At 54.5% G+C, this 12,406-nt stretch carries 14 protein-coding genes; 13 read left to right on the forward strand and 1 reads right to left on the reverse strand.

Annotated elements, in window-relative coordinates; all coding sequences use genetic code 11:
* The first annotated feature begins 121 nt into the window (after nt 1-121).
* Nucleotides 122-1,237: an anhydro-N-acetylmuramic acid kinase gene (locus tag AMM48_RS00995; protein ID WP_102782569.1), complete on the forward strand. Its 1,116-nt coding sequence runs from the start codon at nt 122-124 to the stop codon at nt 1,235-1,237.
* Between the two features lie 48 nt (nt 1,238-1,285).
* Here AMM48_RS00995 and AMM48_RS01000 read toward each other — a convergent pair whose 3' ends face one another.
* Nucleotides 1,286-1,924, reverse strand: a complete 639-nt coding sequence (locus tag AMM48_RS01000; protein ID WP_022733510.1) for an alpha/beta hydrolase — start codon at nt 1,922-1,924, stop codon at nt 1,286-1,288.
* A gap of 245 nt (nt 1,925-2,169) precedes the next feature.
* Between AMM48_RS01000 and cysE the strand changes: the two genes are divergently transcribed.
* The 12 genes from cysE to mnmA all read left to right on the forward strand — a co-directional run bounded on the left by cysE (nt 2,170) and on the right by mnmA (nt 12,404).
* Nucleotides 2,170-2,898 (forward strand): serine O-acetyltransferase, encoded by a 729-nt coding sequence (cysE, locus tag AMM48_RS01005; protein WP_102782570.1) that lies wholly within the window; start codon nt 2,170-2,172, stop codon nt 2,896-2,898.
* A 97-nt stretch (nt 2,899-2,995) separates the two neighbouring features.
* Nucleotides 2,996-3,478 (forward strand): Rrf2 family transcriptional regulator, encoded by a 483-nt coding sequence (locus tag AMM48_RS01010; protein WP_022733512.1) that lies wholly within the window; start codon nt 2,996-2,998, stop codon nt 3,476-3,478.
* Between the two features lie 60 nt (nt 3,479-3,538).
* Complete coding sequence (locus tag AMM48_RS01015; protein ID WP_102782571.1) at nt 3,539-4,666, forward strand: cysteine desulfurase family protein; 1,128 nt, start codon at nt 3,539-3,541, stop codon at nt 4,664-4,666.
* Between the two features lie 28 nt (nt 4,667-4,694).
* Nucleotides 4,695-5,918: an IscS subfamily cysteine desulfurase gene (locus AMM48_RS01020; RefSeq protein ID WP_022733514.1), complete on the forward strand. Its 1,224-nt coding sequence runs from the start codon at nt 4,695-4,697 to the stop codon at nt 5,916-5,918.
* 74 nt (nt 5,919-5,992) lie between these two features.
* Nucleotides 5,993-6,397 carry a Fe-S cluster assembly scaffold IscU gene (iscU, locus tag AMM48_RS01025; RefSeq protein ID WP_022733515.1) on the forward strand — a complete coding sequence of 135 codons (405 nt, stop codon included), beginning with the start codon at nt 5,993-5,995 and terminating at the stop codon, nt 6,395-6,397.
* 44 nt (nt 6,398-6,441) lie between these two features.
* Complete coding sequence (locus tag AMM48_RS01030) at nt 6,442-6,783, forward strand: iron-sulfur cluster assembly accessory protein (protein WP_022733516.1); 342 nt, start codon at nt 6,442-6,444, stop codon at nt 6,781-6,783.
* 172 nt (nt 6,784-6,955) lie between these two features.
* Nucleotides 6,956-7,600 carry a Fe-S protein assembly co-chaperone HscB gene (hscB, locus tag AMM48_RS01035; RefSeq protein ID WP_244271074.1) on the forward strand — a complete coding sequence of 215 codons (645 nt, stop codon included), beginning with the start codon at nt 6,956-6,958 and terminating at the stop codon, nt 7,598-7,600.
* Nucleotides 7,601-7,626: 26 nt separating this feature from the next.
* Nucleotides 7,627-9,525: a Fe-S protein assembly chaperone HscA gene (hscA, locus tag AMM48_RS01040; protein ID WP_102782572.1), complete on the forward strand. Its 1,899-nt coding sequence runs from the start codon at nt 7,627-7,629 to the stop codon at nt 9,523-9,525.
* Between the two features lie 146 nt (nt 9,526-9,671).
* Complete coding sequence (locus AMM48_RS01045) at nt 9,672-10,007, forward strand: ferredoxin family 2Fe-2S iron-sulfur cluster binding protein (protein WP_022733519.1); 336 nt, start codon at nt 9,672-9,674, stop codon at nt 10,005-10,007.
* 60 nt (nt 10,008-10,067) lie between these two features.
* Nucleotides 10,068-10,265: a Fe-S cluster assembly protein IscX gene (gene iscX, locus AMM48_RS01050; protein ID WP_022733520.1), complete on the forward strand. Its 198-nt coding sequence runs from the start codon at nt 10,068-10,070 to the stop codon at nt 10,263-10,265.
* A gap of 182 nt (nt 10,266-10,447) precedes the next feature.
* Nucleotides 10,448-11,146 (forward strand): thiaminase II, encoded by a 699-nt coding sequence (gene tenA / locus AMM48_RS01055; protein ID WP_102782573.1) that lies wholly within the window; start codon nt 10,448-10,450, stop codon nt 11,144-11,146.
* Between the two features lie 112 nt (nt 11,147-11,258).
* The gene (gene mnmA, locus AMM48_RS01060; protein WP_022733522.1) at nt 11,259-12,404 is read left to right on the forward strand and encodes a tRNA 2-thiouridine(34) synthase MnmA; all 1,146 of its coding nucleotides are present in this window, start codon (nt 11,259-11,261) and stop codon (nt 12,402-12,404) included.
* Nucleotides 12,405-12,406 lie beyond the last annotated feature (2 nt).

The raw sequence follows: 12,406 nt of genomic DNA on the forward strand, positions 1-12,406 counted from the left end.
AAACCTACTAGCAGGTAGATGATGGCGCGTCAATCAAATTCATCAATGCATTCCATTCGAGCTTGTCGTGATCTGTGGTTCGACGATAAGCTTCGATCAGGAATTTTTGCGGAGTGCATAGATGGGAACAGGCTGGATCAAGGCAATCGGAATGATGAGCGGCACGTCACTGGACGGGGTCGACGCGGCACTGATTGAAACCAACGGGACCGACGTCCGTCGTACCGGGCAATCTGTTTTTATTGCCTATACCGCTGATTTGCGCGAACGCATGCGGGGATGCTTTGGCAATCGGTTTGCCACCAACAGCGAACAGGTGATCGCGGACGACTTGACCGATGCGCATGTTGATGCCGTTAGCATGTTGCTGGACAAAGCCGGGATTGCGGCCTCTGAAATCGATGTAATCGGGTTTCATGGGCAGACGGTTTTTCATGAACCTGCTGTCGGGATCACCCGTCAGATCGGGACACCTTACATGCTGGCGGAAAAAACGGGCATTCCGGTTGTGGCCGATTTTCGTCTTGCCGATGTAGCCGCCGGGGGTGAGGGCGCACCACTTGCCCCAGTTTACCATGCGGCCCTGATGAAAAGTGCAGGCGTTGAAATGCCCGTCGCGGTTCTAAATATCGGCGGTGTGTCTAACGTGACATGGATCGGCCCGGATGACGCGCTGCTGGCGTTTGACTGCGGGCCGGGCAATGCGCGCCTTGATGACTGGATGCTGCGCCATACCGGGACACCGGTTGATATGAACGGTGCAACGGCATCGTCCGGGCAGGCCGATCCGATGGTTGAAGTGAAATTTCTTGAAGATCCGTATTTTGATCGCGTGCCACCAAAATCCCTTGATCGTGAAGACATGGCCGCAACCATTGATGGGCTGGTGGCTGAGGCAAAGCTAAGCATGGCGGATGGGGCGGCGACCCTTGCCAATTGTACGGTGGCGGCCATCGTTGCCGGAGTGAACCATCTGCCCGCAGCCCCCAAAGGCTGGTTCGTCTGTGGCGGTGGGCGGCACAATCAATATGTCATGGCAAAGCTTCAGGAGCGGTTGGGTGTTTCGGTGCAATCGGTTGATGTGCTTGATTGGGACGGGGATGCGGTTGAGGCCGAATGTTTTGGCTATTTGGCCGTGCGCCATCTGCGCGATTTACCGCTGAGCTTTCCGGGCACCACCGGGGTGGCGGAGCCCTGTTGCGGTGGAAGGCTGTATCAAACGAAAAAGGCCGCCTGATCAGGCGGCCTTTGGTCTATTGTCGTTGCCTACTCGCGGCGGGTCGCTTTACGCGCCACGCTTCTCAAGATAAGCAGCCGTGTGCTTGATTACGTCGTCTTGCTGTTTGGCAAAATAGTGATCGGCACCGTCAATCGTGCGCAAATCCACTTCAATACCCTTCTGGGCATTAAGCTTGTCAGCCAGTTTATTGACCGACGCCAGCGGAATGTTGCTGTCCTGCGTGCCATGGATCATCAGACCCGATGACGGGCAGGGTGCCAGGAAGGTGAAGTCATATTCGCTGGCTGGCGGTGCGACGCAAACGAACCCGTCAATTTCCGGGCGACGCATCAAAAGCTGCATGCCGATCCAGGACCCAAACGAATACCCTGCGACCCAAGTGGCGCGCGCATTGGCGTTATAGGTTTGCATCCAGTCAAGAGCCGATGCCGCATCAGACAGCTCACCGATCCCTTGATCATAGACGCCCTGCGAGCGACCAACGCCGCGGAAGTTGAAGCGCATGACCGAATAACCGCGATCCTTGAACATGTTAAACATGTTAAAGCACAATTTATTGTTCATTGTGCCGCCCTGCTGGGGGTGCGGATGGAGAATGAGTGCGATGGGCGAATCGTCAGCGCTGTTATGGTGGTAGCGACCGTCAAGGCGACCTTCGGGGCCGTTAAAAATGACCTCAGGCATGGATCAGACTGCTCCTGTCCACGAATGGAATAATGTGTGCAACAAAAATATCCGAGTGTTTTTGTAAGTTTTTTCGTGTTTGCGCATAAATTGCTTTGGGCAAATACTTGACCAAGTTACTCGGTTATCCTATATTCCGGCTAACGCAATGGTGCCATGTAAACCCGATCTTACGTCTTGCGTAGGGCCGGGTGTTGGCGTGGCTGCCGGGAATCGAAGATACTAATTACACAGTGGACCGCCCCATGTTCAAGCTAATTCGTCAGGAAATTGACGCGATGATTGCCCGCGATCCAGCGGCACGCTCCCGTTTGGAGATCGCGCTCTGTTATCCGGCGTTTCACGCAATCATGGGATATCGCGGCACACACTGGCTGTGGCAGCGTGGTTTTCGTATCACAGCCCGCTTCATTTCGCAGATTTTCCGTTGGCTGACCGGGATCGAAATTCACCCGGGCGCAAAAATTGGCAAACGGTTCTTTATCGACCACGGCATGGGCGTTGTGATTGGTGAAACGGCCGAGATTGGCGATGACGTAACACTATATCAGGGCGTCACCCTTGGTGGAACGTCGCCGAGCGTTAATAGCGACGGCCAACGTGGCCTTAAACGCCATCCTACGCTTGAAGATGGCGTGATTGTTGGCTCGGGCGCGCAAATTCTCGGCCCGTTTACCGTGCGCAAGAATGCACGTGTTGGCGGTAATGCGGTGGTGCTGTCGGAAGTGCCCGAAGGTGCGACTGTGGTCGGGATCCCCGCCAAGATCGTACGCCACGAAGCCGATGATCGTTTCTGTGCCTATGGTACGCCGATTGGTGATCTGCCTGATCCCGTGGCGCGTGCGCTTGAAGAACTTGGTCGTGAAGTAACAGAACTGCGTGGTCAGGTCGCCGAGCTTAAAACAGATAGCAAGTCATCTGATGATGGTGATGTGATTGCCGACAAGCCACGTATCGTCGCGTCATCGGAATGAGTTAGGCGCAGGTTCGCGCCACGAATACGAACAGAGCCCGCTGTCAGGTTTGCAACCAAAATAGCATAACCGGAGCAGCAAGGCAGGAGGATGAACCGTGAAGCTGAGTACCAAAGGCCGCTATGCCGTGATGGCGATGGTCGATCTTGCTGAAAGCAGCAAGGACCGACCGGTAGCACTTGCGGATATCGCGGACCGTCAGGAAATTTCACTGTCTTATCTTGAGCAGCTTTTTGGCAAATTGCGCAAAGGCGGCTTGGTCCGTTCTGTGCGTGGTCCGGGAGGCGGGTACCTTCTGGCGCGCACAGCGCAGGAAACCCGCGTTGCCGATGTGATCTTGGCTGTTGATGAGCCGATCCGCGCGACCCGCTGTAAGTCCGGGTCGCCAAAAGGATGCAAGGCCAATCAGGGACGTTGCCAAACCCATGAATTGTGGGAAGAACTTGGCAATCAGATTTACCTTTATCTGGCGTCCGTTAGCCTGGCCGATGTGGTTGGACGCAACGTCAGTGGTTCCTTGCGGGTTTTCCCGTCGAAAACCACGCAAATAGAAGAGCCGTCACAGGTTGCGGCACAGTGATTAGTCCTCTATATCGTGCGTATAGGGACGGCAGATGCGAATAAGGATGATTTTAAACTGATGACCGATCAGGTTTACCTTGATTACAACGCAAGCGCGCCGCTGTGCTCCGAAGCACAACAGGCAATGATCGCTGCGATGGATATCACGGGGAACCCGTCCTCAGTTCACGCCAGCGGCCGTGCAGCTCGCAAGATTGTCGATCATGCGCGCCGTACCATTGCCGATCTGCTTGGGGGTGATCCCGAACGGGTGATCTTTACAAGCGGCGGGACCGAGGCAAACAACCTTGCCCTGAATGGGCTGGAAGATGTCACGGTTTTCACCAGTGCGGTTGAACACCCATCGGTGATCGAGGCCCGGTCCGATGCCAAGCGCATCCCGGTTGATGGCGATGGGGTGATTGATCTGGCGGCCCTTGAGGCAATGCTGAAAGACGCATCGCAGAAGGGTGAAAAGGTTTTGGTTTCGGTCATGCTGGCCAACAATGAAACCGGTGTCATTCAGCCCGTCGCAAAGGTTGCTTTGCTGGCGCGCGAATACGGGGCAAAGGTCCATTGTGACGCAGTACAGGCGTTGGGCCGTATACCGTTCGACATGGGACGTCTGCTGGTTGATATGGTGTCGATTTCGGCCCACAAGATCGGCGGGCCCAAAGGAATCGGTGCCCTTGCGATTGCGCCCGGTGTGATGCTGGTGCCGCAAATTCGCGGTGGCGGTCAGGAAAAATACCGCCGTGGCGGCACGGAAAACGTTTTGGGCATTGCAGGCTTTGCTGCCGCAGCCCAGCGCGCCGAGGCCGGAATGGCGAAAATGACGGAGATCGCAGCAAAGCGCGACCGTCTTGAAACGGAATTGGCATCAGAAGCTCCTGAGCTTGTGATTGCCGGAAAAGGAACGGAGCGGCTGGTGAATACAAGTTGCCTGATCCTGCCAGGAATGCCCGGGGAGACCCAGGTGATGGCACTGGATTTAGGTGGTGTTGCAATCAGTTCGGGATCTGCCTGCTCGTCAGGCAAGGTACGTGAAAGCCATGTGCTTAAGGAAATGGGAATTTCCGATACCGGGTCGGCCATTCGGGTCAGTTTGGGATTGGAAACGACCGACGAAGATATCGATACGTTTGTCCGAGTTTGGAGCCGGATGAGGGGTAATGCAGCGCGCAAGAAGGCGCGTCACGCTGCCTGACAAGAGAGTGAGTGAGGAAGTCTTAATTATGAACGAGCTTAAAGCAAAGCCGATCTATCTGGATTACCAGGCAACGACGCCGACCGATCCGCGGGTGGTGGATGCGATGCTGCCATACTTCACCGAGAAGTTCGGTAACCCGCATTCGCGCAACCACAGCTTTGGCTGGGAAGCCGAAGACGCGGTTGAAGTCGCACGCGGGCAGGTTGCCAAGGTCATTGGTGCCTCGGCCAAGGAAGTTATCTTTACTTCGGGTGCGACAGAATCGAACAACCTCGCACTTAAAGGTGTGATGAAGTTCTATGGTAAGAAAAAGCCGCATCTGATCACGGTCGTGACCGAGCATAAATGCGTGCTCGACAGTGCCCGTCACCTTGAGCAAGAAGGGTACAAGGTTACCTATCTTGGCGTTAAGGATAACGGCCTGATCGACCTTGAAGAACTTAAAGCGGCGATCACCGATGAAACCGCACTCGTGTCCGTCATGGGTGTGAACAACGAAATCGGTGTGATTCAGCCCCTTAAGGAAATCGGTGCCATCTGCCGTGAACGCAAAGTGTTCTTCCACACCGATTGCGCACAGGCTGTTGGCAAGATTGATCTTGATGTCGAAGACATGAACATTGATCTGATGTCGATTTCCGCCCACAAACTTTACGGCCCGAAAGGCGTTGGTGCATTGTTCGTGCGCCGTCGCCCACGTGTCCGCGTTATCGCACAGATCACCGGTGGTGGTCAGGAACGTGGCATGCGTTCGGGCACGTTGCCGACACCGTTGCTTGTTGGTTTTGGTAAGGCGTGTGATATTCTGTCAAACGAAATGGCAGAAGAAAACGCACGCATTACCGAGCTTCGCGATTATACGCTCAAGAAGTTCCGTGATCGTCTGGCTGATATTTACCTCAACGGTGACGAAGAAGCCCGCGTTTCGGGTAACCTCAATGTTTCATTTGCGTACGTCGAAGGCGAAAGCCTGCAGATGGACATCAAGAACATTGCGGTTTCTTCGGGCTCGGCATGTACGTCGGCATCGCTTGAGCCGTCTTATGTGCTGCGTGCGCTGGGTGTTGACGAAGAACTCGCCCATACGTCGCTACGTATCGGGATTGGCCGTTACACGACCAAGGAAGAGCTTGATGAAGCGATCGAGTCAATCAGTGTTGCGGTTGAGCGTCTTCGCGAAATGAGCCCGCTTTGGGAAATGGCCCAGGAAGGCATCGACATTAAGTCGATCGAATGGGCTGAGCACTAAGAACGACGGACGACGACTTATCGACGTTTTTTATCTCGTGAGAGAGACACAGAACTTTTAGGAGGATTCCTATCATGGCTTATAGTGAAAAGCTGATCGACCATTACGAAAACCCGCGTAACGTTGGTTCGATGGACAAAAATGAAACGTTCGTCGGTACCGGTCTTGTTGGTGCTCCGGCCTGTGGTGACGTTATGAAGCTGCAGATCAAAGTAACCCCGGAAGGCATCATCGAGGACGCGAAGTTCAAGACCTTCGGTTGCGGTTCGGCCATTGCGTCGAGCTCGCTGATCACCGAATGGGTCAAGGGCAAATCGCTTGATGAAGCTGGTTCGATCAAAAACTCGCAGATCGCAGCAGAACTGGCCTTGCCGCCGGTTAAAATTCACTGCTCGATCCTGGCCGAAGATGCGATCAAAGCCGCTATCAGCGACTACAAAACCAAAAACGGTCAGGGCGAAGTCGAAGCTGCTGAATAAGCAGCTTTGCCTTTCCCCCGTTTTCGGGAATTTGGGAGAAGACCATGGCATTACCGTCACCGATTTCTGTCACGTCAGAAGCGCTTGTTCATATCAAGGCGTTGCTTGATAGCCGCGGCAAACCGTCCGAAGGCATCCGGCTTGGTGTGCGCAGCAAAGGGTGTTCGGGCTTGTCCTACACGCTGGAATATGCCGACGAAGCCAGTGGCTTTGAAGAAGTTGTCCAGCTTGAGGATGGCGTGAAAATCCTGATTGACCCAAAAGCCATGATGTTCGTTCTTGGAACAGAAATGGATTATGAGGTCACCAAGATGGAAGAAGGGTTCGTCTTCCGCAATCCCAACGAAAAAGGTCGTTGTGGTTGTGGTGAGTCCTTCCACATCTAGGATCGCCTACGGATTGTCAGGTCTTTACCTGCTTTGAAGATGGTTATGGCCCCAGTGAGTTCGCAGGAATTCACCGGGGCCGTCGCCTGAATGGGACTGTTTGCATCTGCATATGTCCTGTTCGACGTCAGATGTAATTTGAATTTGTTTTAAATCCTCGGAAGTGCATAGCGTGAGCAACACCGGTACCGAAGATACGGGTACGATGAAACACCCCGCACATAAGGTTTGCTGGTCCTGTAAGGGGCCTGTTGAGGCCAGTGCGCTGTTTTGCGATACATGCAACGCCATTCAGGCCCCGGGTCAGCTTGATCATTTCAAGCGGTTTGGTCTTGAACGATCCTTTGTTGTCGATATCGATGCGGTTGAGGCGACGTACCTTAAGCAGCAACAAAAACTGCACCCGGATCGTTTCGCATCAAAATCGCCCCGTGAACAGGCCCTGTCATCGCAGCAGGCCGCCAGCCTTAACGAAGCCTTCGAAACGCTGAAAAATCCGGTCGCACGGGCGCATTATATGTTGCGTCTGGCCGGGGTTGAGCCAGAAGGCGGCGGCGGGCATACGGTCAATGATCCTGAACTTCTGATGGAAGCGATGGAAATGCGCGAAGCCCTTGATGATGCTGACAACCGTATGACGGTTGATGCCATGATCAAGGATACCCGCAGACAGGCGCGTGCATGCGAAAATGATCTTGCCGATGCGTTTGCCAAGGATGCCTTTGACACGGCAAAAAAACTGACCACCCGTCTTAGATACCTGATGAAAATGACCGAGGAAGCGCGCGCGAAGAAATCGCGTCTCGCGGCAGCCTGATCATTTCAAGATAACGGATAGAATTCATGGCCTTGCTACAGATTCACGAACCGGGCGAAACGCCACTTCCCCACGAAGACGAACGCCAGATTGCGGTCGGTATCGATCTTGGGACCACCAATTCGGTCGTTGCAATTTCGCGCGATGAAACCCCTGAAGTCCTACGTGACAAATCGGGTGGCAATGCGATCGTGCCGTCTGTTGTCTATTACGGCGAAGATACCCCCGTGGTTGGCGAAGCCGCGCGTGATCATATCAACACCGATGCAAGTCGGGTTGTCTCGTCGGTCAAACGCCTGATGGGGCGCGGCATTGAAGACGTCAAATCGCTTGCGGGCACTTTGCCCTATGACGTTGAAATTCCAGAAAAATCCGATGATGATAGCGCTGGCCCGATGATGGTGCGCCTTAATGTCGGTAACCGCGTTTTAACCCCGGTTGAAGTATCGGCTGATATTTTGCGTGCCCTTCGTACGCGCGCCGAAGAAAGCCTTGATCAGCCGGTCGAAAAGGCGGTCATCACCGTGCCAGCCTATTTTGATGATGGTGCACGCACCGCGACCAAGGATGCCGCCAAACTGGCTGGCATCGAAGTCCTGCGTCTGGTCAATGAACCAACCGCCGCCGCGCTTGCCTATGGCCTTGATAACGGGGCAGAGGGGCTTTATGCCGTTTACGACCTTGGCGGCGGGACGTTTGATATCTCGTTGCTTAAAATGCAAAAAGGCGTTTTTCAGGTCAAGGCAACCGGCGGGGATGCCGCCCTTGGCGGTGATGATTTTGATCACGCCATTGCCGAACATCTTTTGGCCCTGCGTAAAGACGGCGGGGCGACCGATTCCCTTGATGCGTCCGATGCCAAACGTCTGCTTAAAACCGCGCGTAAGGTTAAAGAAGGCCTGACCGATAGCGATGCGGTCGACGTTGCGGTGGATCTTAATGGTTCTGAGACCACCCATTCCGTGACCCGTTCCGATTTCGAGGCGATGATTGCCAAGCTGGTCTCGCGCACAACCGCGATCACGGAACAAGTTCTTGATGATGCGGATGTGTTGCCTGAAGACGTCAAGGGCGTGGTGCTTGTTGGTGGCTCAACCCGTGTGCCTGCAGTGCGCAAAGCCGTAGCAGATTTGTTTGAGCAAGAACCGCTTTCCAACATTGACCCGGACGAAGTTGTTGCCCTTGGTGCGGCCCTTCAGGCCGAAGCATTGACCGGTGGCTCGGATAATCTTCTTCTGGATGTGACGCCGCTGTCGCTTGGTCTGGAAACCATGGGTGGGATTGTTGAAAAGGTCATTGACCGCAACACCCCGATCCCGGTCGCCAAGGGACAGGAATTCACCACCTATCAGGATGGTCAGTCCGCCATGATGATCCATGTGGTGCAGGGCGAACGTGAAATGGTTGATCAGTGTCGATCGCTTGCCCGTTTTGCCCTGACCGGTATTCCGTCGATGGCTGCCGGTGCCGCGCGCATTCGCGTACAGTTCAATGTTGATGCCGATGGTCTTTTGACCGTGTCGGCGCGTGAAGAAACCACCGGTGTTGAGCAGGAAGTCGCGGTCAAGCCGACCTATGGCATCAATGAGGTGGATATGGCCAACATGCTGCGCGACAGCATGGTCCATGCCCGCGAAGATATGCTGATGCGCCTTCTGACCGAGGCGCGCGTTGAGGCAAAACGCAACATCCTTGCCGTTCAGGCCGCAATGGACGCAGACCGCGCATTGTTAACGGCTGAGGATGACAAAAACATCAATGACGCCATTGCCAAACTTGAAGCGGCAATGGGCGGCGATGATCGTGATGTGATTAATGACGCGGCTGAGGCGCTTGAAAATGCATCGCGCCCGTTTGCCGAAAGCCGGATGGATAGCCGCATCCGTCAGGCCCTGACCGGGCAGAATGTGGATGCTGTTAACTAAACACGACCCGAATAATTGACAAACCGGCCACTTGCGGCGATTGTCCCGTGCAACCGCCAAAGGTCAGGTCGGACACAGCACCCAAATCTTTGATTGGGTGTTAAACAGAGATCGAACAAAAAGTATTACCGAGGAGAAAGGCACAGATGCCTAAGATCGTTTTTGTTGAGCCGGATGGCACCGAAAAAGAATTCGACGTCGCCGACGGTTTGTCCGTTCTGGAAGCCGCCCATAAAAACGGCATCGACCTTGAAGGTGCGTGCGAAGGTTCGCTTGCGTGCTCGACCTGTCACGTCGTTCTAGACGAAGACTGGTTTGATAAACTTGACGAGCCGTCAGAAGATGAAGAAGACATGCTTGACCTTGCTTTCGGCTTGACCGAAACCTCGCGTCTTGGCTGTCAGATCATCATGAGTGACGAACTTGATGGGCTGCGCGTTAAGCTGCCGTCAGCGACCCGCAATATGATGGTCGACAAGTAAGTTTGACCTTCTTTTTGACCGGATGCACATCGTGGCATTCGGCCACCAAAGGAGACTGATATGCGCTGGACAGATATTCAGGACATCGCGATCGAGCTTGAGGATGCCCATCCTGAGAAGGATAACCTCAACCTGCGCTATACCGACCTGCACAAATGGGTCTGCGCGCTTGAAGGGTTCGACGACGATCCCGAGAAATCGAACGAGAAAATTCTCGAAGCCATTCAGATGGCCTGGATCGACGAACGCGAAGATTGAGAACGTGTATGTATGTGGCCTCCCGCCGTCGCGGGAGTGACGGCATATATCACGTGTCATTCCCGCGCAGGCGGGAATCCATCGCACCATCGTTCCATATCGTTAAGGCCAGCCCGGAAATATTCCGCAGGCTGGCCTTTTCATATCCGCATATATGCATAACCGATCAGAGCAGGGCGACCATGAACCAAACCTTCACCGACATCATCCCGGCCGACAGCCTGTTTGGCAAATTGCGCGCCCAAGCCCCCGACGCATGGCAAAGCTATGTCTGTCATGATTTCATCAAGCAGCTTGGCAATGGCACGCTGCCCGAAGCATCGTTTAAGCATTACCTCATTCAGGATTACCTGTTTCTGATCCAGTTTGCGCGCGCCTATGCGCTGGCGGTTTATAAGGCCGAAGACTTAAAAGCGATGCGCCAGTTTTCCGGCACTGTGCATGCGATCCTTGATATGGAAATGAGCCTGCATCTTGAATTTTGCAAAGGGTGGGGTCTTTCCGAGGCTGACATCATCGCAGAGCCCGAAGCACGGGCGTGTGTCACCTATACGCGCTATGTGCTCGACCGTGGCGTTCAGGGCGATGTGGTGGACCTTCAGGTCGCTCTGATGCCCTGTATGGTGGGCTATGCCGAAATCGCAAACCGCTTGATGGCAAGTTCTGATACAGTACTTGAAGGCAATCCATATCGGGCATGGATTGAAATGTATGCGTCCGATGAATTTCAGGATGTGGCAAAGGCCGAAATTGATCTGCTGGAACATACCGCGGCCAAGCGCGGCGGGCATGCCCGGATCGAAAGCCTGAGTGAAACATTCGCCATGGCAAGCCGCCTTGAAGCCGATTTTTGGCAAATGGGACTTGATCTGGCAAAATAGGGTGAAATCCCTTATATGAGTGAGAACCGAATTTTACGGGTGGTTTGAAGGCTACCCCGTTTTTATTAACCTCTTGTCGCTGCGGCCTTGACCCGCGGATGGGTGAGAAAAAATGAACTCTCTTGGCTTTGATAAAGCCCCGGAAGATACCCGTGTGGTTGTTGCCATGTCGGGCGGGGTCGATAGTTCCGCCGTTGCGGCCCTTCTGAAATCAGAAGGCTATGACGTGGTCGGTATTACGCTTCAGCTTTATGATATGGGGGCCAATGCCCCGACCCGCGCGAAATCCTGTTGTGCCGGGCGCGATATTTATGATGCGCGCAAGGTGGCCGAGGATATCGACATTCCCTATTACGTGCTGGATTACGAATCACGCTTCCGCGAAGAAGTGATTGATGATTTTGCCGACAGCTATATGCGCGGCGAAACCCCGATCCCCTGCGTGAAATGCAATCAGACCGTCAAATTCCGCGATCTGCTGGAAACCTCGCACGACTTGGGTGCGGATTGCATGGCGACCGGCCATTATGTGCAGCGTAAACTGGGTGCCAACGGGCAGGCGCAACTGCACCGCGCAGCCGATGCCAACCGCGATCAAAGCTATTTCCTGTTTACCACCAAACAGGAACAGCTTGATTTCCTGCGCTTCCCGCTCGGCCATTTGATGAGCAAGGCCGAAACCCGTGCTTTGGCCGCCAAGTTCGGCCTTGAAGTGGCCGACAAGCCTGACAGTCAGGACATCTGCTTTGTCCCGGATGGCAAATATGCCCGTCTGGTCGAACGTCTGCGTCCCGAAGCCGGTGAACCCGGCCAGATTGTTGACGTTGATGGCAATGTCATGGGCGATCACCGGGGGCTTATCCATTACACGGTTGGTCAGCGTCGCGGGCTGAACATCGGTGGCACAGCAGAACCGCTTTATGTGGTCAAACTGGTCCCTGAAAAACGTCAGGTCGTTGTGGGGCCAAAGGCGGCTTTGGCCAAGAAACTGGTCTATGTCAAAGACCTCAACTGGCTTGATGGCGATCAGATTGATGAAAACGGCGTTGAAGTCGAAGTCAAACTGCGCTCGGCCATGCAGCCGACGACAGCCACCGTTTACCCCGAAGCCGCCGGTGAAGCCCGGATTGAGCTTCACGATGCCCAGTTTGGCATCGCGCCGGGGCAGGCGGGTGTGTTCTATCAGGGGGAGCGCGTCCTTGGTGGCGGCTGGATCACCCGCGAAGAACTGATGGCCGGGGCGGCAACTGCGGCCTGATC

It is taken from the genome of Thalassospira sp. GB04J01 (assembly GCF_000751115.1).
In the GTDB taxonomy this organism is placed as follows: Bacteria; Pseudomonadota; Alphaproteobacteria; order Rhodospirillales; family Thalassospiraceae; genus Thalassospira; species Thalassospira lucentensis.

Excerpts from the sequence above, each read along its gene's own strand:
- AMM48_RS01030 (WP_022733516.1), top strand. The coding sequence starts at position 6,442 with ATGGCATTACCGTCACCGATTTCTGTCACGTCAGAAGCGCTTGTTCAT.
- AMM48_RS00995 (WP_102782569.1), top strand. The coding sequence starts at position 122 with ATGGGAACAGGCTGGATCAAGGCAATCGGAATGATGAGCGGCACGTCA.
- cysE (WP_102782570.1), top strand. The coding sequence starts at position 2,170 with ATGTTCAAGCTAATTCGTCAGGAAATTGACGCGATGATTGCCCGCGAT.
- iscU (WP_022733515.1), top strand. The coding sequence starts at position 5,993 with ATGGCTTATAGTGAAAAGCTGATCGACCATTACGAAAACCCGCGTAAC.
- hscA (WP_102782572.1), top strand. The coding sequence starts at position 7,627 with ATGGCCTTGCTACAGATTCACGAACCGGGCGAAACGCCACTTCCCCAC.
- tenA (WP_102782573.1), top strand. The coding sequence starts at position 10,448 with ATGAACCAAACCTTCACCGACATCATCCCGGCCGACAGCCTGTTTGGC.
- AMM48_RS01045 (WP_022733519.1), top strand. The coding sequence starts at position 9,672 with ATGCCTAAGATCGTTTTTGTTGAGCCGGATGGCACCGAAAAAGAATTC.
- AMM48_RS01000 (WP_022733510.1), bottom strand. The coding sequence starts at position 1,924 with ATGCCTGAGGTCATTTTTAACGGCCCCGAAGGTCGCCTTGACGGTCGC.
- AMM48_RS01015 (WP_102782571.1), top strand. The coding sequence starts at position 3,539 with ATGACCGATCAGGTTTACCTTGATTACAACGCAAGCGCGCCGCTGTGC.
- mnmA (WP_022733522.1), top strand. The coding sequence starts at position 11,259 with ATGAACTCTCTTGGCTTTGATAAAGCCCCGGAAGATACCCGTGTGGTT.
- iscX (WP_022733520.1), top strand. The coding sequence starts at position 10,068 with ATGCGCTGGACAGATATTCAGGACATCGCGATCGAGCTTGAGGATGCC.
- AMM48_RS01020 (WP_022733514.1), top strand. The coding sequence starts at position 4,695 with ATGAACGAGCTTAAAGCAAAGCCGATCTATCTGGATTACCAGGCAACG.